This is a genomic window from Trichocoleus sp. DQ-A1 (assembly GCF_039961955.1).
In the GTDB taxonomy this organism is placed as follows: domain Bacteria; phylum Cyanobacteriota; class Cyanobacteriia; order Cyanobacteriales; family FACHB-T130; genus FACHB-T130.
Map to the genome: position 1 here is coordinate 1 of NZ_JAMPKE010000011.1, position 20,456 is coordinate 20,456.

The following is a 20,456-nucleotide window of genomic DNA, read 5'->3' on the forward strand; positions in this document are numbered from 1 at the left end:
CGGACAGCGATGTCTTTCCGTTTTATGGAGTGGGTGAACGCTAATCGAGATGTATTCTCAGCCTATAAAGCTGCTTTGGGTTTTATTTGGGCTTGAAATCTGTTTAAGTCCCGATAACTGGTTGCCGAATCCATCCAGCGCCAATCCTGAGCTTGTGCTGCTTGCTTCAAATCGTAGGAAGGCCAAAAGCAACCCTGTTTAGAAATTGCACCATTTGTCATGGTGGCGTTGCACAGTCGTGTATCGGGAAATCCCACAACGCCCGTATCGGTCAAATCTGCTCGATCGAGATAAGCGGGAGCGTGCTTCACTTCGCTGAAGTCAGCCCCTACCAGTTTTGCCCCTATCATAATCGCGCCCTGCAACTCTGCACCTCTAAAACGCGCACCATTCAGGCTAGCGTTGCTTAAGTTTGCCTCCCGGAGGATTGCCCCAGAGAAATTAGCTCTGGTAGCCTGAGTGCCGGAGAGCAAAGCATTGGTTAAGTTGGCTTGGCGCAGGTCGGTGTCAATCAGGCGAGTAGCGGCACCAGAGAAGTCTGCCCCTTGGAGGTTTGCCCGTTGCAGATTCGCCTCCGACAAATCTGCCTCTCGGAAAATTTGGCGGGAAAAATCGGTACCGGCTAAGTTTTTACCATTCCATTGCACAGCCCTCAAGTCAGGAATCTTCTCATAGCTACGCAGACGATGCCAGTTAGAGAAGTTCAGTAGGGCAAAGATAGCGATCGCACTTCCTCCCAATCCTCCCAAGATCCACCACAAACTTTTTTTGTGCCACATCCTTATTTACCCGAAGTAGGAATTTTGCCAGCCTATCCTAAGCCACAATTGAGAAAGTGGCTTATTCAACCAACGTTTTGATTGAGGGTACAAACGTATTTTTATAGCTTCTAGGTCACTTTATACCCGCGAAACGAACCGCGATCGCTAAAGTAAGAATTACAGCGCTCGCTATCTAGGACAAAGTTCGGGATGATGTAGTGCTGGGCAAAATTGGCAGGAAGTCACGATGAAAACACGCGCCGCGATCGCTTGGGAAACTGGCAAGCCCTTAGAAATTGAAGAAATTGACCTGGAAGGGCCAAAAGCTGGAGAGGTTTTGGTTCGGATTGTTGCCACAGGCGTTTGCCACACGGATGCATTTACGCTGTCTGGTAAAGATCCAGAGGGCATTTTCCCAACGATTTTGGGGCATGAAGGCGGCGGGATTGTGGAGGAAGTGGGTGCTGGCGTCACCAGCGTGCAACCAGGCGACCATGTAATTCCGCTGTATACCCCAGAGTGTCAGGAATGCAAGTTTTGTCTGTCTGGAAAAACCAATCTGTGTCAGGCAATTCGCGCCACGCAAGGCAAAGGATTGATGCCCGATGGAACTAGCCGTTTCAGCAAGAACGGTGAAACTATCTATCACTATATGGGCACCAGTACGTTCAGCGAATACACCGTATTGCCCGAAATTGCGATCGCCAAGATTAACAAAGCCGCGCCGTTAGAAAAAGTTTGCCTCTTAGGATGTGGCGTTACTACAGGTATTGGTGCTGTATTGAACACGGCGAAAGTGGAACCAGGCTCAACGGTTGCGGTGTTTGGTTTGGGGGGAATTGGGTTAAGCGTCGTTCAGGGAGCCGTAATGGCTCAAGCGGGACGGATTATTGGCATAGATATCAATCCCAGTAAATTTGAACTGGCAATGCAGTTAGGCGCGACGGAATGCATCAATCCCAAAGACTACGAGCAGCCAATTCAGCAAGTGATTGTCGAACTCACGGATGGCGGTGCTGACTATACCTTTGAGTGCATCGGCAATGTCAATTTGATGCGAGCTGCCCTTGAAGCTTGCCATAAAGGTTGGGGAGAATCGACGATTATTGGGGTTGCGGGTGCGGGAGAAGAAATTAGCACTCGTCCGTTCCAACTGGTTACGGGGCGCGTGTGGCGGGGTTCTGCCTTTGGAGGAGTTAAAGGGCGATCGCAACTTCCCGGCTATGTAGATAGGTATCTCGCAGGCGAAATTAAACTTGATGAATTCATCACTCAGACGATGCCACTAGAGGAAATTAACACGGCGTTCGATTTGATGCACGCGGGGAAGAGTATTCGTTCTGTGATTCTATATTCGTAATATCATGTCCGGCTTGCCCATAATTAAGAGAACCCCACCCCGCCATAGCCTGCGGCTATGTCTCCCCTCCCCGCAGGCGGGGAGGGGCTGGGGGTGGGGTTCTTCTCGATCGCGCAGAACTTAGTATGATTCAGCATTATCAGTTATGAACCAACCCGTCCCGAAAAACCTCACCTTAGTCAGCCGCAACCGGAGTTTTGGGGGTTGGCAATCTGTCTACCGCCATCACTCTGCGGTACTCGACTGCGAGATGAATTTTGGAGTTTATCTTCCACCCCAAGCTGAAAGCCAATCGTGTCCGGTACTCTATTGGCTGAGTGGACTAACTTGCACAGAACAAAATTTCATCAGTAAAGCAGGCGCACAGCAATTTGCAGCGCAATACGGTGTAATTGTGGTTGCTCCCGATACCAGTCCGCGCGGCTGTAATGTCCCTGGAGAAGAAGATAGCTGGGACTTGGGAACAGGTGCAGGATTCTATCTCAATGCAACGCAAATGCCTTGGGCAAAGCATTATCGGATGTATGGCTATGTAGTTTCAGAACTACCGGAAGCGATCGCTGCAAATTTCCCCGTCATGGCAATTCGGGGCATTTTCGGACATTCAATGGGCGGATATGGTGCCTTAGCGATCGCCCTGAAAAATCCCGGAATGTTTAAAAGTGTCTCCGCCTTTTCTCCGATTGTTACCCCCAGCCTTGTCCCCTGGGGACAAAAAGCATTTCAGAATTATTTAGGCACCAATAAATCTGACTGGCTAGCTTACGATCCGATGCATTTAATTAAATCTGCTCCAGAAAGATTGCCCATTTTGATCGATCAGGGAGATGCCGATCAATTTCTAGGCGAACAATTGCAACCCGACATTTTTGCACAAGCTTGTGCAGAGGTAAATCATCCCCTGACTCTCCGCAAACAACCCGGTTACGATCACAGTTACTATTTCATTGCCTCATTTATCGGCGATCATTTCGCTCACCACGCTGCTGCTTTGATGAAGGGATAAAAGGGCAAAAATGTTTGATTTTGCCCTCGTTTAATACTCAACGATCGGTGGATTGCTCAAAGTGAGCTAAATAAGATGGAACCATCTGTCACACTTCAAGCTCGGCTAAGGTCTAACATCACCGTAGAGCGGACGGACTGCGAGTTAACGCTATATGACAATTTTTAACCGTGCTAGAGTGAGCGAAAGATGAACTTCCTGACACATGAATGCCTACGGATGCTCAGTTAGAAGGGTTATATCGAGTCAGCTACTACCTGACGTACCTGATGTTTCAACCTATTTACTTGATCTGTATTGACAGGCGAAGCGGGAATTTATTCATCCTGGCAGGACACCACGAAGAGCTTGAAATCGAGATTACTCCAGATGGGGAGGTGCTTTGATGAGTCAGGTTGACTATACTGCTATGTCCGATCGGGAGTTAAAGCGTTACTTCCTTGAGCATCGTGAGGAGGAAGCTGCACTTCAAGCATACCTAGAGCGGCGCAGAAAACGTTCCTCAACGGTGATTACGAAAGTAGGCGATCCCGATTTCGATATCAAGATCGAGGCGGCTATCCGTCAGAAGCTGCAAGAAGCTGAGAGTTAATGTTGTCTAACAATGCACTGCACCGGATGGCAGATTGAAGCTTTTAAACTTCGTCTAGGTTTGACTTGCCGCCAGTGAGTTTAATCGTTAGAAACCCTAATCTCTATCGCCTTGGGCACAGAAATCTTCATCCCCATCTCTCAGGCTGTTCGGTGACGTGAGATCCTAGAGAAAGTGAATATGGTCAATAGAGTCTCACCAGAATGGAACAGAATCGTAAGCCAACGGTTGTAATCACGGGTGCCTCATCAGGGGTTGGTTTGTACGGTGCAAAAGCGCTTGCCAAAAAGGGATGGCACGTAGTGATGGCTTGTCGGGATTTGGAGAAGGGAAAAAAAGCTGCCGAAACGGTAGAAATTCCCCAAGACAGCTACACCCTCATGCAAATTGACCTAGCTTCTTTGGAGAGCGTTCGCCAGTTCGTGAATAACTTCAGAGCCAGCGGCAAGTCCCTGGACGCTTTGGTGTGCAATGCCGCAGTTTATCTACCTTTATTAAAAGAACCGATGCGGAGCGCAGAAGGTTATGAACTGAGCGTGGCGACAAATCACCTCGGTCATTTCCTCCTGTGCAACCTGATGTTAGAGGATTTGAAAAAGTCCTCTTATCCAGATCGCAGACTCGTGATTTTGGGAACCGTAACGGCAAATCCGAAGGAGTTGGGCGGTAAGATTCCGATTCCAGCGCCTCCAGATTTAGGCAATCTCCAAGGCTTTGAAGCTGGTTTTAAAGAACCGATTGCGATGATTAACGGCAAGAAGTTTAAACCAGGCAAAGCGTACAAAGATAGCAAACTGTGCAATGTTTTAACCATGCGGGAACTGCATCGGCGCTATCACTCTTCAACAGGCATCACCTTTAACTCCTTCTATCCGGGATGCGTTGCAGATACGCCCCTGTTCCGCAACCACTATCCTTTGTTTCGGAAAATCTTCCCGCTGTTCCAAAAGAACATCACCGGGGGATACGTGTCTCAGGAGTTAGCGGGGGAAAGGGTTGCAGCGATTGTTGCCGATCCTGAATACAAGGAATCCGGGATGTATTGGAGTTGGGGAAATCGCCAGAAACCCGGTCGTCAGTCTTTTGTGCAAGAGGTTTCTGACGAAGCCAGCGATGATAACAAAGCTCAAAAGCTGTGGGATCTGAGCGCTAAGTTAGTTGGAGTAGCGTAACGAAGACTGTGCGTTAGCGAATTATTGGTCATTGTTCAATATAGCTATCTGGTTTTGATGTTGTCTGCCGAAACATCAAAACCAAGGCTAAACCTTTAATCGCAGCACTAATCGGAGGTAGAATCATTGCCCCGCCTAAAGCAGAAACTGGAATCCACCAACCCGCTCTCGAAATCTGCCGCTTCAGCAACAACCATTGTGCAGTTCCAACAATTGCTTCATTTATTGCACCTATCTTAGATAGGCTAAAAAGCTCATACGAATTACTTAGATCCAATGATATAAAGTCACTAAAAAAATCAGATAGTGCGTTTGTAGATATAGAGTAACTCGCTAGCACACATACTGGTAAAGCTACCGCTCCGCCTATAGCAGACGCTGCAATCCACAAACTCGATCTCTTAATTCGCCGCTTCAGCAACAACCATTGGAAGCAACCCAAAATAGCCCATACAACAGTCCAGCCAAAGGGAAATCCGTTGCTGCCAAAACCTCCAGTCAAAAGTGTTACAAAAAAGCCAGCAACAATCCCAAGCAAACTACCTATAGTAGATAAAGCAATCCAGCCTAACCAAAACTTCCATTCCGCACTCTTTAGCATTGCGAAGTTAGAGGAGTTATTCATAGACCTCTGTGAAAAAATTTAGATTAAAATTTTAGCCGTTTTTCCCGGCTTGGGTGTGTTAAATACATATTTATTTGCCCAGTTGTCAAATTGTTGATGGTCGCAACGAATTGTCACGCAACCAGGCAGAAGTCTTGGTTTCAAGCTTTCTATAAAAGTGCTTGTACTCAACAGCAGCTTACTTCACGTCGCAACTAGACCAGCTCGGCAGAAATAACCCACCATGAAAACTCTCCCCCTGCTTCATCAACTATGTGAGGGGTGGGTAGTAAAGCTGATTGTCATTCTTTAGGTGGGTATTTTACCAAACATAAAATATAGCCTCAAAGCCATTCACTTTGAGGCTATTCTCCTTCAAACTATTAACGCTTGAAGTAAGACGATCGCGGCTTTTTTATGGCTGTTACTGACCAGGAGCTTCCGGACTATCGGCAGCAGGGTTTTGTTGACTGCTGGATGTTGAATCTGTTGCACTCGATTCGTCTTGAGCTGGAGTGCGATCGCTCTCACTTTCGGACTGTGTGGGAGCAGTTTGTGTCGAAGGTGCTTGTTGAGCCTCAGGCTGCTTTGGCTCAGCATTGGGCACAGTAATGTTGATGTTAGGTGCCGGAGCTTGCTGTTGAGGTGCCGGAGCCTGCTGTTGAGGTGCCGGAGCTTGCTGTTGAGGAACTGGAACCAAAACATCCCTAGTTCTTTCAATGATCGTGGTTTCCTTTCTAGGAGCTTGCCTTGCTTCAGGAGCTGGCTTCGCTTCAGGAGCTGGCTTGGCATCTGGTTGTCTAGGAACCACAATATTTGGGATAACCGGAGCGGGTGCCTCATTCCGTTGGTTTAAAAAGAACCAAGTACCAGCGGCTAAGCCTACCAGCGAAGTCAGGAGCAAGCCAATTACTAAGCCACTCGCCGCATTGTTATTATCCCGAACAGCTAAATTCTCTTCTTGGTAGCTGCGTTCGGAGATTCGACCGCTAACGTAACCATCCCGGTAGGAGTCAGTGTTAGGCTTAACAACGCCATTATTAACTGTTTCTTCTGTTCGCGTTACGTTGGTGTGAGTATGACCGTTAGCGTCATTGTAAGAATCCTGACGAACTTCACGGTTATAAGTTTGGTAATCCTTTGGATTAGTCATAGCTGTTGATAAACTCCAAAAAAATGTAGATAAAATAGAACCTTGAAAGTCTGTCGGCGTGACGCACTTTCTTTCAAAAAAGAATTCTTAGCTTTGTTGTAGTTTGATTCGCTACTTCTGCTTGAATTGTTTTCAGAATAACTTTTGCAAACGCACGAATGGCTCTATCTCAAGAGCGTATTCTTACTTCTATCAAAGGACTGACTGTTTCAATAACTGCTATAAGCTATTAGCGAAAGCTGATAGATATAGAGCAAGCTTAGTCAAGGGAAACTACTTTCAATTAAAAAAGTATCTTTACTAAATCTTTATTTTTTTATGGGCAATCTTTACTAAATATTTATAGATAAAAACAACCAGTTATGCTGAGTATTAAGCCATTTGTAGCGGTGAGCGTTTATAGAGACATGGCACTGACATAAGGAGAAATGCGAGAATTCGTAAGTTTGTTCCGTGCGACTAAGCGTTACCCAACATTTCAAAGGGTTTGGCTGGGTTCGTCGAAGGAAATCCAGCCTACGAGCTTCAGGCTTAAGTCAGTGACTCATACTAAAGGTAAAAATCAAGCCGTAACCAGCAACGGTAGCGATCGCATCTGGGAGTCCACTATCGTCAACGAGTATCTAGATGAAGTATTCCCCAAACCGCCATTGATGCCAAGCAATCCGGGAGAGCGATCGCACTTCTCTTCTATTCAAAACACCACTACACCGAGGGCAATAGCAGAGTTTACCATAAAGTTTAAGTAAAGATGGACTGGCGAGAATACATTCATTCTGACTCCAAGATCCTGCTAGGTAAGCCAGTTGTGAAAGGAACTCGCCTGTCAGTAGAGTTTTTGCGTGGGTTATTTTCCGTAGGATGGACCGAACAACAAGTGCTGGAAAATAACCCTTCACTAACTCCTGAGTCACTAAGAGGTGTGTTCGCTTTTACCGCTGAGTGTAGGCGTGAAGAATCCTTGTATATTCTTCCACTCGCATCCGAGGCGGTTTGATATGGAATCTTTTGCTGATAAGTGATCGCTTATCTAAGGTAGAGGTTTGTTGCTGTCTGTAAGTCTTCCATTACTTTTGGATAGTTTCCCAAAGCTGCATAAGCACTACTCCTTCTGTTGTAAGCATCAGCATAGTTGGGATTGAGATAAATTGCGTGAGTAAAGTCCTCAACTGCTCCTTGAAAATTTCCAAGTTGATAACGCTCAACTCCTTGATTGAAGTAAGCAACTGCATCTTGAGGATGGGAGGGATCGTTTTTAACTTCCTCTGTATGGCTCTGGTTTGGTTCAGACTGCTGCCGATACTCCTCTTTTCGCAAGTCATAGGAATTATTTCCACGAATGTATTCTTTAAGAATAGAGTTGCGATTGGGATGGCGCAGTTTGCGAAGAGCTTTGGCTTCAATTTGCCTAATCCGTTCCCTAGTTACATTGAAAATCTGGGCAATTTCTTCGAGAGTTTTCATCCGTCCATCATCCAACCCGTAGCGCAGACGTATTACATCCCTTTCACGAGGACTAAGGGTGTCGAGGACGCTTTCTAAGTCTTCCCGCAGCAAGTTTTTGGAAACTTGATTTTCTGGGTCTTGCTCATCTGTTTCAATCAAATCTCCTAAACACAACTCTTCCTGTGTTTCTCCCTTATAAAACCACGGGTCTTTGTTTAAATTTACATGGATAGGAGTTTCCAGAGAAATGGGTAACTGAACAGATTTGGTGATAAATCGCAGTTTCTCAATGGTCATTTCCATGCGAGTAGCGATTTCATCTTCAGCGGGCTTACGACCCATCTCTTTAGTAAGAAGCCTGCTAGTTTTCTTAATTTTAGAGATAGTTTCATACAGATGAACAGGCAAACGAATTGTGCGAGATTGGTCAGCTAGCGCACGGGTAATTGCTTGCCTAATCCACCAAGGTGCGTAAGTTGAGAACTTATAACCCTTTTCATGGTCAAAATTTTCCGCCGCCCGAATTAAACCCAGGCTACCCTCCTGAATCAAGTCTTGGAACGCTAATCCTCGATTCATGTATTTTTTGGCAATTGAGACAACCAAACGCAGGTTTGAATGCACCATTCTATCTTTGGCGCGACGACCTATATAGAGGCGGTGACGGAACCTGGGCAGGTGCTTTTTGACCTCTTGTAACCACTCTTCTTGTTGGGGATCCCGCCGGAGTTCTTTAGAAAGCTTCTCCCAATAGCACTCAGATTTTAATACTACTTCTGCCCACTCTATATCCTGCGGTTCGCGATTTAGCTGCTTAATGAATTGCTCACGTAGTCTTTCTAGTTCCATTAGGTCTGCCACTTTACGGGCGAATTCAATTTCTTCATCAGATCGTAGAAGACGAATTCGGCCAATTTCTTGTAAGTATATGCGAATAGAATCTTCCGTATAGTGTCTGTTATTTTTTCGGGCGCGAGGATGGATAAAGCAATCTTCACTATACTCATCTCCACTCTCATCTGCTTCGACATCCACCAGTTTATATTGGTTATCCTCAACCTCAAATAATTGTTCTAACTGGCTTTGAGGTTGGATAATAGTTTCAATTGCTTTGTTTATCCGATATCTAATTACCCTTCTTACCTTGGTAGTTGAGCCGTCTGAGTGAGTAATTATGGCTCCTGGTGTAAGAACTTCTGTCTTAAATCTCTCTACCCTTTGCCGCCACTCTTGGAAATACTTATTCAGCATTTCTAATTGTATCGGGACTATCTGTGGTTTTTGGTCTGGTAGGGCAATCACAATTAATGCGTGTCTTAAATCCAAGCCGTAAGTTTTATTTGCTGCATTCAGATAGGCAACACATTGGATTTTATATTCGTGTATCCGCTCCACTGGATAGGGCTGATGGGTGGTTTTCCAGTCTATAAGGCAGAGCGCTCCCTTCAATTGCACAATACAGTCAACTTTTCCCCAATAGCCTAGCTCTAGATTAAATACAAAATCTTCTACGTACAGCACCCGCTGTATCTGTCTCAGTGCAGGCTCGATTGATCTACACCACGGTTCTAGGTCTTTTGAGCAAGATTGGTATCTGTTATTTAGGCAGTTCTCTATCCACTCATGCAAGCGTTTCCCACGGTCTCGCACTTCGTCCCGCGATTGTTTCTGTAATTCCTCCGAGCCTGTATGTTGCTCCTTTGCGGGGTAGTAACCTAGTGGCTGATGGAGTGTTGTTTCTTGAAGAATGCTTGAAACACTAGACAGCTTGTGCTTTAGGTAAGTACAGAACCAGTTAGCTGTGTCACCTTCCAACCTCTGCAAGCTTCCGGCTAAAACTTGCTCATTGAGGTTCTCAAATATATCATCAAGGGCTGTATTGCTGCGTTTTTGGCAGCAATGTATTACTTGCTCAATTAGCTGGTTAAGCAGTGTCATTAATCGCGATCCTTGGCAAGGAGTAGAGTAGGCTCAATTCTTAGAGTTCCCATTACTGAATTACTGTTAACGGTTATCAAGGCACAGTTAGCAAAACTTTATGCAAAGTGATGTCGATGGCTCTAGGCGATCGCATCCTCCCCAAACTACTCACAAACTCAGCCGACAGAGGTGACAATCAAGCTATGACTAGCAGTAAAAAGATGTAGTAAACTAACCGAGATCAACTTGCAAAATAAGCCAGAGTGGTTTGCGGATGTCTCGCCTTATAGCAAAGTTCCAGTCATTAAATACGGTAGCGCTGCGTTTGGGAATCCACTATCATCTCTTTTCGAGCAACAGTCGCAATTTCCCTAACTGGAAGATTTCTTTAATAAATAATGTTCCACTGTCCCTTTCTCATCTTGATAAATCTTTGAGTAATTTTCATTAAGGTAAGCGCTGAATTGACTGTTACTCTTAAATGTTTCGATCCATCTCGCCAGGACAATTTGTTCGGGACGATACTTTTTCAAAACAGTAATGATATCATCGAAAGTCAAATTTCCCGATTTAAATCGTTTGTCTGACATGACGGCAAGTTCTGGAGGAACCGGCAAACCTGCATAAAAGGCGTATATGGGACGATCCGTGAATATCCATTGAGTAGAATCTTTGTGTTTCAAGACTAGATTCATAACTTCAAGACTTTTGGGTGGTCTTCCTTTAGGCTTAGCAGGAATCGCAATCATAGAGACAATCAAAAGTGCCGTTGCTAAGAGGGAAAAAATTAGCTTTTTGAAGTTTAGGGATTTTAGATTAGAATTCCACCCATTTGGAAACAAATTAATGACTAAAGCAACTCCATAGGCGGCTAACCAGCAGATGGGAATCGCCAGTAAAGGATAATAGTGATACCAAACAGGTTTATGCTTGAGGAGAATTAGGCTAATAGTTACCAGCCATGTTAAAGGAAAAATTCCCGCTCTTTGTTTTTTAAATAAAATTACTAAAGTACCGATGAATGCCAAAAATACATAGTCATAGTCTTGATAAAGAAAGTAAGGTAAATTCTCAATGTTATTAAAATTTGTTGATTGACCTTGAACTCTCTCTCCCAAGTGTGCTTGAACTAGCTGTTCATAATTAAAAGCTTGGAAAATTAAGCTAATCCCTAGATAACTAACTGCTAGAACAATTAACCATAAAATCAGGGGAGACAAAACAAAGGACGAAAAAGAGTTTTTTGATTTACTTTCCTCCGGTTCTGGCAGCTTAAAATTTAGTAGATAAAAAAGCATTAAAGGAATCAAAAATACAGTAAATAGTTTTGTTTGTAAGGATAGCGCTAAAACGGCTCCGGATAAAATAATGAAACGTTTACGAGGCTGCTGTTTGTATAATGGTAGAAAATAAATAGAGAGCATTGCCAGCGATAGAGAGGGAATCCCAATCATCACGGAAATGCTGAGTCTAAGAAATAGCCATGAAGTGAAAATTAATAGTGTAGAGACAAGAGCAGGTATTTTTCCTAAAGAGAAGCGTATAATTTGATAAAAAGACCAAATTAGAAGTGCTGAAAAGAGTATAACCAACACCCGTGCCGCAAAAACTGAATATCCAAATACATTAAACCAGTAAGATAAAAAGACGGTGAATAGAGGAGGTTGATCGTTCCATATCTGCGTGTATAGAGAAAAGCCTTGCGAGTATAAAAGCGCTTTGATTAAATTTAATCCCTCGTCATAATCGAATTCAAAGGCTTGTTGAACTGGTCTGATGGCAAGTACAAAGCCAACATAGAGAAATAGGATGAATATGTGAAAAAAGATATTTTTTAAATGGGTCATGCTTAATAAAAATTTTAAGTTTATAGGCAGCGAAAGCCTAAAGTTGATAATTTATGAGCGGCTAATGGTAAATGAAGAGGATATTTTTAATAACTTTTAAAAAGCTAATTACACTCCGGAACCCCACCCCAACCCTCCCCGTTTACGGGGAGGGAGAAAGGAGAAAGGGAGAAATCCTAGCTGAGGATGGGTTATATAAATTTTCACAAGAGAGATGCTCCCAATTAAATAGCTAGCAGACAAACCTTATGTAGGTTTTTATGTAATAGGTGAAATTAGTCAAGCGTTTATATTATGTATCTGACCTTATTACCTCGACCTCACCAATGATTGCTTGGGTTCCTGGGGAATTTCCGACCGCATCGCGGACTTCCAATGCTTGTCCGTTGCTGGGCGAATACCACCCTACCTCAAGACGGTAGCGATTAGGTGGTGTACCGGGTGTAACTGTAAGTTTATGGACATCCCGTAAGACTGTCCCTGAAGTTACTTGATCTGTGAAAAAATAACCATCCAGCGGACGTGCATCGGAACGGTTTTGCAGGTTTCCTTGCGTGTCGCGCAGACTGATGTTAATGGTCATATCAGGGGGCATCGGTGCTAAAAATTTCCAATAGAATGTCACTACCAGCGCTTCATCGGGCAAGAGTTTAGAAGTATTCAGGTCATAACCGAGCAATTGTACCTGCTTGCCAAAAGACAAAGAAAGCGGAACCTGAATGCGTTCTAAATCCTCCGGTAAAGGCACCGGGCCAGGATACACTCGTGCATAGTCAATATCGTGCAATCGTGCCGCATATAACGGTTGCTGAGGGGCAAAGTAAGCGATCGCTTTTGGTTCTGGCAACTGACGCTGGAATTGGTTGTAGTACAATACCACGCGATTCGCTGTTGTCCAAGGTTGAGGATCGGGCAGGATATCTTTTTCGATCGGTGAAGTTTGACCGTGAAAATAGGCGGCAAATGAGGAACTATACCAACTAGCGACTTTGATTTCTTTGGCATTCGGTGACTGATTCAACCATTTAGCCGCTAAGTCGAGACCCTCGCCTTGACCGATCATAAATATGTGTTTGGCAGCACCCGAACCGCCCAGCAAAGGGTTGTAATAGCTCAGGTAATAAGGATAGTAGGGGATAAGGACGATGAGTTGTAATCCGAAAAGGGCGATCGCTGTCATTACGCCTCGGTTGATTCCCCGTTTACCGATGTGATGCTTCCCGAAGCGACGCCGCAGTGCCTCCGCACCGCGTCCGACCCAAACCACCATTTCTAGCCAGCCAACCGCAGATAGCAGTGCTAGCACTGGCAAGAAAAGATTAATGTAACGGTCAATCTTACTGTCGCTGACTGAGAGGATCAGCAGCACGCACAAGGGAATTAAAGCGAGTGCTGTTACTTCCGGCATCTTCTTTTGGTGACGCCGCAGCTTGGGGATTAACAATATCGCTAAAAATGCCAGCAACCCCACTTGCAGCACGGGAGAGAGACGATACGCCAGCACTAGCGGATAAAAAAGTAGTCCCGGCGAATCAGTGATTTGCCCTAAAAAGAAAAGTACGCCTCTGGCTGACTCTTTCAACAGACCTTTATAAATCTGCGCCACAACATAGGAGGGGGACACCCACATCGCAGGCCAAATTAGAACGATTGTCCCTAAAATGCTCAATCCCCACCACCTGAGATCCGCCAACTGCTGCTTCCAACCCCTTTGAGGGAAGCTGGGTCGCCAGATTCCCGACTCAATTAGCGCTATCCAGAGGGCAACAGCAGGCAAGATAAATAGAGCCGTCACTTTTGTCGCTGTCGCCAGTCCCATAAATACCCCAGAGGCGACAAGCAAGCGACGATAGCGGTAGCGATCGCTCCGCAGATACAGTAAAAACAGCAGCAACGCCAAAATACTAAAATCAGCCATGAGCGCGTCAGTCGTGAGGTAGCGCTGATAAGCCAAAAAGAAGGGTTCTAGTAACAGTAGGCTAAGAGAGCATAGGGCGACGGATTGCCCTAACAGCCGCTTTGCAAGTATATAAAAACACACCATACACGCTGAAGCGATCGCACCCTGTAGCAAGCGCGGCAGCACGTAGAAGAGGATGGGGAACTGAACTTGGTTGAAACAGGCATCCAGGTCTAGTGGCTGATTCAGACCTAGCAAACTTGGGAAGTGCTTTTGCAACCGACAATTCGCTAACATACTGCTGCCAATCACCCACATATTGGTGACGCCTGGATGATGACGGCGATAGGTGCCAGTTAAATCTCCCTCCAGCAAGTTCTGTATAAAGGTGCTACCGCGAGTCATCCACAGCACTTCATCAGAATTGATGGGAACGGTAATTGCCAGGATGCGTAGCGTCAGCGACACCAGAAAGATGCCGAGCAAAAGAGGAGAGCCTTTTATTTTGATCAATAGAAGTATGTGACTTTAAATTAATAGCCCATTCTCCGACTTTTAGAGGCTGTTTGTAAACATCGGTGAGCAGATAGCCTTGATCTAGCAGTTCTATATAATTCCGAAATACGAAATCCCCGGATTCTTCAAGAATTCGGGGATTTAAAACTGTTAGGCTCTCATACCTTAAATAGGATTGCCCTATTAAGCTTGATTCGTGATAAAAAAAGTTTACTTCCCAGACAACAGTAACTCTATCACTTCAAACGCCCAGAACGTAGGATGCTTACAATTAGCCACAAACCCAGGAAGCTAGCAGCAGCAAATAAACCATTGCTTAATAAAGATAGCCCCCCTCCTGTTTGAGCATTGCTGGAGATAATCGCCGCCCCGATAATTAGGGAACCCACGACAACACTAAAGGAAAGGCGGTTAGCAGAGTTCTCCAAACTGCGACGAAATGGAACGATGTCTGGCATCTTGATATTCCACTTCAACGTTTCAGAAGTGATTCTTTCGAGCAGCAACTCCACTTGGCGGGGAGATTCCAAAGACAAACTTTTAATATCTAAAGCTGTTCTCAGCAAAGCTTGTAACGGGTCATCCCCGAATAATTGACGCCGGAATAAATCGGTCATCAAAGGCTTAATTTCCTCGATGAGATTTAAGTCTGGGTCAAATAAATGCCCTGTTCCCTCTAAATTTGCTAGCGTTTTTGAATATAATCCCATATTGCTAGGCAACCGGATTTTATTGTCGCGGGCGACTTGCAACACTTCATAAAAAACTTGACTCAAATTGATTTGTGACAGACTCAGGTTGTAATACTTTCGCAACAGCTTTTCAAAGTCACTTTCTAACTTTGCTAAATTTGCTGGTTGAGCCGATTCAGCTAATTGCAAAGTCAACTGACTACAGCGACGGGCATCAATATTTGCGATCGCTAACAGCATCTCGGTTAAAATCTGCTGAGTGCGGGGGTCTAGTCGCCCGATCATCCCAAAGTCAAGCAGCGCTACGCGACCATCTCTCAGATAAAAAATATTGCCTGGATGCGGGTCAGCGTGAAAGAAGCCGTCAAGATACAACTGTTGAAAGAAAACGCGACACAGTAGCCGAGTGATGTCTCGCCGCTGGTCGCTGGGGCTTTTACCGTCGTTGATTTGCTCGAAATTTGCCTCTAGCAACGGTACCCCATCTAGCCATTCCAGTACCAATAGCTTTTGGGTGGTTAACTGCCAAATAATTTCCGGAATCACCACCTGCTTCGGGTCAAACCAGCGGCTGGTCGATAAATTGCGGCGTAGCTGGTTGGTGAAATTGGCTTCTTGGGTAAAATCAAGCTCAGCCAGCAAAGCATTAGAAAATTCGTTCGCTAAAGCGACAATATCGATATCTGGCCCAATATCGGTGCGAGCAACTAAATCGGCTAAACCTTTAATGATGGAAATATCTTGAGAGATAATCGCATCAATTCCCGGTCGCTGCACCTTCAGAGCCACTTCCCGCCCATCTGCTAAGGTGGCGCGATGCGTCTGAGCAATTGAACCAGCAGCAACCGCCACCGGGTTGATGGTGCTGAAAACCTCCTCCATCGGACGATCCAATTGCTTCCGAATCACCACTTCAACCTCTGACCAAGGCACGGGCGGTACCTCAGATTGAAGCGTTGACAGTTTTTCAATGTAGTCCGCCGAGAGTAAGTCAGGGCGAGTCGAGAGCAGTTGCCCCAGCTTGACATAGACTGGCCCCAAATCCACTAAGATGTTGCGAAGGACGGCGGGAGTCGGCAGCCTCGGTTCATCAGCTTTGCCGCCGGTCAAGAGCCGTCTCATGTAGTCCCAACCGTTGCGGAAGACGACCTCAAGGATTTCTCTTTGGCGAGAAGTGGTTTGGGTTAAGGAAAACACGGGTTTTAAGGGATAGCTAATGGAATCATGGAAGTCTGGCTAATGGGTCTTGAACAATTCGCAATTCGCCATTAGCCATCATCCCTCTTATTAATACTTCATACTTCCAACTTCTGCCTTCCGTTGGAGGGTAGATTACAGCAACTTTTCAAGCTTCGGATCGGTTCGTAGCAACTCAAGAACCTTTTTGATTTCTTGGGTGCGGTCTTTTTGGACAATCAGCGTGACATTGCGATCGCGCACAATCACCACATCCTCCATCCCAATCGTCACGATTACCTCATCCTCACCCTCGGCGTAGAGAATCGCCCCTTGCGTATCCATTCCCACGTGAGTCGCCAGTTCCACGTTTGGTTTGTCCCCTTTCAGCAACCGTTCGATGGCGTTCCAATCCCCTAAATCGTCCCAGCCAAAAGACACTGGCAGCACATAAGCTAGCTGCGTCTTCTCCATCAGCGCATAGTCGATACTCTTCTTCGGCACCTGAGAGTACGCTTCGACACCTTTTTCTTCGAGAAGATCCATCATTTCCGGCGCGTAAGTGCGAAGTTCATCTAGCACGACTCCAGCTTGAAAGATGAACATTCCGCTGTTCCAGCTGAATCGCCCTGTTGCCAGAAACTCCTCTGCCGTCGGGCGGTCGGGTTTTTCGGTGAATCGGCTGACGCGGTAGGTGGGAAACTCCCCAACCTTGCCAGTTTCTTCTCCTTGCTCAATGTAACCGTAGCCCGTAGATGGATAATTCGGCTTAATCCCCAATGTCACAATCGACGGCTGAGTTGCTGCCAAAGTAGCACCGGCTTCCAGCGTTTGTTGAAAAGCCTTCTCATCAGCGATCCAATGGTCGGCGGGGAAAAAGCCCACAACCACGTTTTCTCCATACCGCTTGGCAATTTCCAGCGTTGTCCAAGCGACCGCTGGGGCAGTATCGCGTCCTTCTGGTTCAACGAGCAAATTTTCCACGGGTAGCTGGGGCAGTTGTTCTTTCACCCCATCTGCCAGCAAAGCCGAAGTAACGACCCATAGCTTCTCCCAGCCTCCAGCCAGAGATAACAGCCGGTCAGCCGTCGCTTGCAGCAAACTCTTGCCGCTGCCATCCAAACTTAAAAACTGCTTAGGTCGGTGCTTGCGGCTGAGGGGCCAGAAGCGTTCCCCTTTACCACCGGCGAGAATTACAGGGATTAGCGATTGATTCATTTTTGGCTTTAGCGATTCTTTTCGGCTCTATGTTAACCTTGACGCGATCGCGATCGCTGTTTAACCTTTGTGCTTGCTCCCGATCAAACGCCTTGTGCAACTTCTCCCAACTTTCTGTAGAAACCAACCTGTAGAAGCAAGCTTAAGGTACCGCTGCAATGTCATTTCCTTTGGGAGATGGAGAACCTGAAGTTATAATCCACCTTGGAAATAAGTCTCCAGAAAGATACATATAGTCTGCGGTTGTGGTGATGAGGTAAACGTGGAAGAAGGTATCAAACAGTCTCAAACCAGTCCAGACCACGAAATGTCTAAAGGTTCTGGCAATCAGCAGGAACCCCGTACAGATGGCGTTGATGACGATTCCGATACCTCACCCCAATCGCAGACAAGCGATGTGGCAAATGAGGTTTCGCCCCAAAGAAATAGCTTGGGGCGGCGCTTGTTATGGATCGCTGTCTTTCTCATTACAGCAACAGTTTCTGCCACAGTGGGAGCAACTTTAGCACTGATTACCCCTTTGTCGCCGATCGTTGCCTCCCAGACTCCAGGAGAAAAAACTGCGACTGAGGGATGGGGTCGAGGTTTTCAGTACCGTCTGGCGCGACCCGTCAATATCCTGGTTATGGGAATTGACCGCCTCCACAACTCACCAGATAATTCGCCGGATAATTTCACTGGCAACAGCGATACGATGCTGCTGTTGCGGTTAGACCCGACTGACCATTCTGTGAAAATGCTTTCCATTCCACGAGATACGCGAGTGGAAATTCCGGGCGTTGGTTTTAACAAGATCAACCAGGCGAATGTCAACGGGGGCGCAGCCTTATCCGCACGAGTTGTCAGCCGTACCCTAAACAACGTCCAGATCGATCGATACGTGCGAGTCACCACCGATGCCTTTCGGGAGTTGGTGGATTTGGTGGGCGGCATTGAGGTATTTGTTCCTCGCCAGATGTCCTATGTAGACGAAACCCAAAAACTCAAAATCGATCTTTCCCCAGGCTGGCAAACTCTCAATGGCGACCAAGCAGAACAATTTGCGCGGTTCCGAAATGACAAGAACGGCGATATTGGTCGGGTGCAGCGACAGCAAGCCCTTCTCAAGTCGTTGCGGCAGCGTCTGACGAACCCAGCCGTATTGCCTCGCTTGCCTCAACTGATCCGGGTGATGTGGAAGTACGTTGACACGAATCTCAGCTTAGAAGAAACCCTAGCGCTGGCAAATTTTGGCATCAACTTGGAGCAAGATGATTTCAAAATGGTGTTGTTGCCCGGTCGATTCAGCGACCCCCAGGAGTACATTGCCAGCTATTGGATTCTGGATTCCGAGGGGAGAGATCGCATCATGCGCCAATATTTTGGGCAAGAAACGACTCTTGCCTCTGTAGAGGAAAGCCGTTCTCTTAGCACCCTGAGAATCGCAATCCAAAATGCCACCGAGCAGCCTGGTATCGCTTATCGCGTTTCTGAATATCTGGCGGCGAAGGGATTTGTAAATGTTTATGTTGTCAATGATTGGCCCGACCGCGAACGCCAAACTCAAATTATTGTGCAGCAAGGCGACTTAACACAAGCAGCGGCTTTGAAAAGAGTGCTGGGCGTCGGTCATATTGAAGCGGCTTCTATTGGTGATTTGGAATCTGAGATTACCCTACGAGTGGGTGAAGACTGGCTCGATACAATGAAAAATGTACAATAAAAAATTGAAAAACCGCCTTATTTTTATCTTTGATTGCAGACGAAGCTGGAGAGCCTTAAAAAGAACAACTTGCTTTTTAAATTTTTGATTAATCCTATGCAACCTTTAACTTCAAAAGCCATTAAAAATTTTGTGGTGCGCGTGCTTAGCGGTATCTTGCTATTAGCTTTGGCATGGCTGTGGGTGATGTTGAGCGCTACTCCTGCTTTTGCTCAGGCAGGGACAATTAATTACACCAATATTAATTTGGAAAATCGGGATTTCTCGAATGCTGATTTAGTTGGTGGTGTATTTGTCGCAGCTGAAATGCGAGGAACAAACTTCCAGGGAGCTGACCTTACCAATGCGATTCTGACCAAGGGAGTGTTATTAAAAGCAAATCTGGAAGGAGCAAACCTGACTGGGGCTTTGGTAGACCGAGTAACGTTGGACGAGGCTAATTTAACCAACGCGATTTTAGCGGAAGCGACGTTGACGCGGACTCGCTTTTACGACACCATCATTACGGGCGCTGATTTTACGGATGCACTAATTGACCGCTACGAAGTGGCTCAGCTCTGTCAGCGAGCAGAAGGTGTGAACCCAGTAACGGGTATTGCTACGCGAGACAGCTTAGGCTGTCGCTAAACTGTCGTTCGCCAATTGTTGCATTGGCTCCCAGTTGAGGACATCTTGGAGCAATGCCTGATAGCCTGCAACATTGGGGTGGAGTCCGTCTTCAGTAAGATGCGATCGCCACCAATCTTCACCCCGATTCATCCACAGCTCGAAAATATCTAGATAAGGAATCTGTCGCGCCTGACACGCTAGCCGCGTTGCTTCTTTATACCGATATTGATCGCCGTGATTGTAGTAAAAACAGTCCAAAAATGGCATTTTCGCCTCATCTACCGGCACCATCCCCACAAAGAGTACCGGACAGAATCTTTGGGTTAGCGTTGCAGTTGCGCTCTGAGTACATCGCTCCAGCAACAAATCCATTTCTGCTTTGAAAACTTCAAAGTCGGTAAAATTCCGCCCAGTCGGTCGAGCCAACCGAGCCGAATCATTGACCCCGACTGATAGAATAATTGCATCGGGTACGCGATTTCTCAGCTCACCGCGATGGCGAAACTCCTGCTCTAACCGCTGTTGCACTTGGCTGATGCCGTCACCCCGGACACCCAAATTGTAGAGAACGTGTCCCGGACTATCCGGCAACATCCAGCGACGTCGCAGCCGCTCTACCCACCCGCCACCTTCCGGATCGCCGAATCCATAAACAAGACTGTCTCCCAGTGCTACAAGCTTCAGAGGATGGCGATCGCTTTCAGGAAACGGCTTAATCGTAGGAGGGACAAGGGTTTGCATGGACTGTAATCTCGAACTTATTTTCAGAATGATATAGATAG

At 46.2% G+C, this 20,456-nt stretch carries 18 protein-coding genes and 2 pseudogenes; 9 read left to right on the top strand and 11 right to left on the bottom strand.

All coding sequences use genetic code 11. The features are described 5' to 3' along the window. Positions 1 to 62 precede the first annotated feature (62 nt). The gene (locus NDI33_RS12880) at positions 63 to 779 is read right to left on the bottom strand and encodes a pentapeptide repeat-containing protein (protein ID WP_190675881.1); all 717 of its coding nucleotides are present in this window, start codon (positions 777 to 779) and stop codon (positions 63 to 65) included. 229 nt (positions 780 to 1,008) lie between these two features. On the opposite strand from NDI33_RS12880, the gene NDI33_RS12885 reads away from it, so the two are divergent. The 5 genes from NDI33_RS12885 (at position 1,009) to NDI33_RS12905 (ending at position 4,891) form a co-directional block, all read left to right on the top strand. After that, the gene (locus NDI33_RS12885; RefSeq protein WP_190675883.1) at positions 1,009 to 2,121 is read left to right on the top strand and encodes an S-(hydroxymethyl)glutathione dehydrogenase/class III alcohol dehydrogenase; all 1,113 of its coding nucleotides are present in this window, start codon (positions 1,009 to 1,011) and stop codon (positions 2,119 to 2,121) included. A gap of 145 nt (positions 2,122 to 2,266) precedes the next feature. Next, positions 2,267 to 3,127, top strand: a complete 861-nt coding sequence (gene fghA / locus NDI33_RS12890) for an S-formylglutathione hydrolase (RefSeq protein WP_190675885.1) — start codon at positions 2,267 to 2,269, stop codon at positions 3,125 to 3,127. 209 nt (positions 3,128 to 3,336) lie between these two features. Next, positions 3,337 to 3,513: a hypothetical protein gene (locus tag NDI33_RS12895; protein WP_190675887.1), complete on the top strand. Its 177-nt coding sequence runs from the start codon at positions 3,337 to 3,339 to the stop codon at positions 3,511 to 3,513. Next, positions 3,513 to 3,719, top strand: a complete 207-nt coding sequence (locus NDI33_RS12900; RefSeq protein ID WP_190675889.1) for a hypothetical protein — start codon at positions 3,513 to 3,515, stop codon at positions 3,717 to 3,719. Before NDI33_RS12895 ends, NDI33_RS12900 begins: the two co-directional genes overlap by 1 nt. 203 nt (positions 3,720 to 3,922) lie before the next feature. Next, positions 3,923 to 4,891, top strand: coding sequence for a protochlorophyllide reductase (locus tag NDI33_RS12905; RefSeq protein ID WP_190675891.1), 969 nt, complete (start codon positions 3,923 to 3,925; stop codon positions 4,889 to 4,891). Between the two features lie 28 nt (positions 4,892 to 4,919). Here the strand turns inward: NDI33_RS12905 and NDI33_RS12910 are convergent, their stop codons facing one another. Both NDI33_RS12910 and NDI33_RS12915 read right to left on the bottom strand, forming a co-directional pair. Next, positions 4,920 to 5,516 (bottom strand): hypothetical protein, encoded by a 597-nt coding sequence (locus NDI33_RS12910; RefSeq protein ID WP_190416133.1) that lies wholly within the window; start codon positions 5,514 to 5,516, stop codon positions 4,920 to 4,922. Positions 5,517 to 5,919: 403 nt separating this feature from the next. Beyond that, a complete protein-coding gene (locus NDI33_RS12915) occupies positions 5,920 to 6,648 on the bottom strand; it encodes a hypothetical protein (RefSeq protein WP_190675893.1) in 729 nt (242 codons plus the stop codon). A gap of 428 nt (positions 6,649 to 7,076) precedes the next feature. Here NDI33_RS12915 and NDI33_RS12920 point away from each other — a divergent pair, with 428 nt between their 5' ends. Together NDI33_RS12920 and NDI33_RS12925 are read left to right on the top strand one after the other, a co-directional pair. Continuing rightward, the gene (locus tag NDI33_RS12920; protein ID WP_242031268.1) at positions 7,077 to 7,397 is read left to right on the top strand and encodes a hypothetical protein; all 321 of its coding nucleotides are present in this window, start codon (positions 7,077 to 7,079) and stop codon (positions 7,395 to 7,397) included. 2 nt (positions 7,398 to 7,399) lie between these two features. Then, a complete protein-coding gene (locus NDI33_RS12925; RefSeq protein ID WP_190675895.1) occupies positions 7,400 to 7,645 on the top strand; it encodes a DUF433 domain-containing protein in 246 nt (81 codons plus the stop codon). A gap of 29 nt (positions 7,646 to 7,674) precedes the next feature. On the opposite strand, the gene NDI33_RS12930 is transcribed toward NDI33_RS12925, so the two are convergent. The 7 genes and pseudogenes from NDI33_RS12930 to NDI33_RS12960 all read right to left on the bottom strand — a co-directional run bounded on the left by NDI33_RS12930 (position 7,675) and on the right by NDI33_RS12960 (position 17,363). Beyond that, positions 7,675 to 7,965 (bottom strand): tetratricopeptide repeat protein, encoded by a 291-nt coding sequence (locus NDI33_RS12930; protein ID WP_242033143.1) that lies wholly within the window; start codon positions 7,963 to 7,965, stop codon positions 7,675 to 7,677. A gap of 18 nt (positions 7,966 to 7,983) precedes the next feature. Then, positions 7,984 to 9,225 (bottom strand): annotated as a pseudogene (rpoD, locus tag NDI33_RS12935) (RNA polymerase sigma factor RpoD); the annotation flags it as partial. A 72-nt stretch (positions 9,226 to 9,297) separates the two neighbouring features. Then, positions 9,298 to 10,032 (bottom strand): annotated as a pseudogene (locus NDI33_RS12940) (PD-(D/E)XK nuclease family protein); the annotation flags it as partial. A gap of 353 nt (positions 10,033 to 10,385) precedes the next feature. Further along, complete coding sequence (locus NDI33_RS12945; RefSeq protein WP_190675899.1) at positions 10,386 to 11,861, bottom strand: glycosyltransferase family 39 protein; 1,476 nt, start codon at positions 11,859 to 11,861, stop codon at positions 10,386 to 10,388. Positions 11,862 to 12,153: 292 nt separating this feature from the next. Continuing rightward, the gene (locus NDI33_RS12950) at positions 12,154 to 14,247 is read right to left on the bottom strand and encodes a glycosyltransferase family 39 protein (RefSeq protein ID WP_206753670.1); all 2,094 of its coding nucleotides are present in this window, start codon (positions 14,245 to 14,247) and stop codon (positions 12,154 to 12,156) included. 266 nt (positions 14,248 to 14,513) lie between these two features. Next, positions 14,514 to 16,166, bottom strand: a complete 1,653-nt coding sequence (locus tag NDI33_RS12955) for an AarF/ABC1/UbiB kinase family protein (protein ID WP_339380518.1) — start codon at positions 16,164 to 16,166, stop codon at positions 14,514 to 14,516. A gap of 135 nt (positions 16,167 to 16,301) precedes the next feature. Then, on the bottom strand, positions 16,302 to 17,363 hold the full coding sequence (locus NDI33_RS12960) for a mannose-1-phosphate guanylyltransferase (protein WP_190675901.1): 1,062 nt from the start codon (positions 17,361 to 17,363) through the stop codon (positions 16,302 to 16,304). Positions 17,364 to 17,625: 262 nt separating this feature from the next. Here NDI33_RS12960 and NDI33_RS12965 point away from each other — a divergent pair, with 262 nt between their 5' ends. After that, entirely contained in the window at positions 17,626 to 19,065 is a 1,440-nt protein-coding gene (locus NDI33_RS12965; protein WP_347275903.1) for an LCP family protein, read from the top strand. A 120-nt stretch (positions 19,066 to 19,185) separates the two neighbouring features. Beyond that, a complete protein-coding gene (locus NDI33_RS12970; protein ID WP_190427732.1) occupies positions 19,186 to 19,692 on the top strand; it encodes a pentapeptide repeat-containing protein in 507 nt (168 codons plus the stop codon). Here the strand turns inward: NDI33_RS12970 and NDI33_RS12975 are convergent. Further along, entirely contained in the window at positions 19,678 to 20,415 is a 738-nt protein-coding gene (locus NDI33_RS12975) for a GDSL-type esterase/lipase family protein (RefSeq protein ID WP_190675903.1), read from the bottom strand. The two genes, NDI33_RS12970 and NDI33_RS12975, sit on opposite strands and share 15 nt — an antisense overlap. Positions 20,416 to 20,456 lie beyond the last annotated feature (41 nt).

Excerpts from the sequence above, each read along its gene's own strand:
- NDI33_RS12880 (WP_190675881.1), bottom strand. The coding sequence starts at position 779 with ATGTGGCACAAAAAAAGTTTGTGGTGGATCTTGGGAGGATTGGGAGGA.
- NDI33_RS12885 (WP_190675883.1), top strand. The coding sequence starts at position 1,009 with ATGAAAACACGCGCCGCGATCGCTTGGGAAACTGGCAAGCCCTTAGAA.
- fghA (WP_190675885.1), top strand. The coding sequence starts at position 2,267 with ATGAACCAACCCGTCCCGAAAAACCTCACCTTAGTCAGCCGCAACCGG.
- NDI33_RS12895 (WP_190675887.1), top strand. The coding sequence starts at position 3,337 with ATGCCTACGGATGCTCAGTTAGAAGGGTTATATCGAGTCAGCTACTAC.
- NDI33_RS12900 (WP_190675889.1), top strand. The coding sequence starts at position 3,513 with ATGAGTCAGGTTGACTATACTGCTATGTCCGATCGGGAGTTAAAGCGT.
- NDI33_RS12905 (WP_190675891.1), top strand. The coding sequence starts at position 3,923 with ATGGAACAGAATCGTAAGCCAACGGTTGTAATCACGGGTGCCTCATCA.
- NDI33_RS12910 (WP_190416133.1), bottom strand. The coding sequence starts at position 5,516 with ATGAATAACTCCTCTAACTTCGCAATGCTAAAGAGTGCGGAATGGAAG.
- NDI33_RS12915 (WP_190675893.1), bottom strand. The coding sequence starts at position 6,648 with ATGACTAATCCAAAGGATTACCAAACTTATAACCGTGAAGTTCGTCAG.
- NDI33_RS12920 (WP_242031268.1), top strand. The coding sequence starts at position 7,077 with ATGCGAGAATTCGTAAGTTTGTTCCGTGCGACTAAGCGTTACCCAACA.
- NDI33_RS12925 (WP_190675895.1), top strand. The coding sequence starts at position 7,400 with ATGGACTGGCGAGAATACATTCATTCTGACTCCAAGATCCTGCTAGGT.
- NDI33_RS12945 (WP_190675899.1), bottom strand. The coding sequence starts at position 11,861 with ATGACCCATTTAAAAAATATCTTTTTTCACATATTCATCCTATTTCTC.
- NDI33_RS12960 (WP_190675901.1), bottom strand. The coding sequence starts at position 17,363 with ATGAATCAATCGCTAATCCCTGTAATTCTCGCCGGTGGTAAAGGGGAA.
- NDI33_RS12975 (WP_190675903.1), bottom strand. The coding sequence starts at position 20,415 with ATGCAAACCCTTGTCCCTCCTACGATTAAGCCGTTTCCTGAAAGCGAT.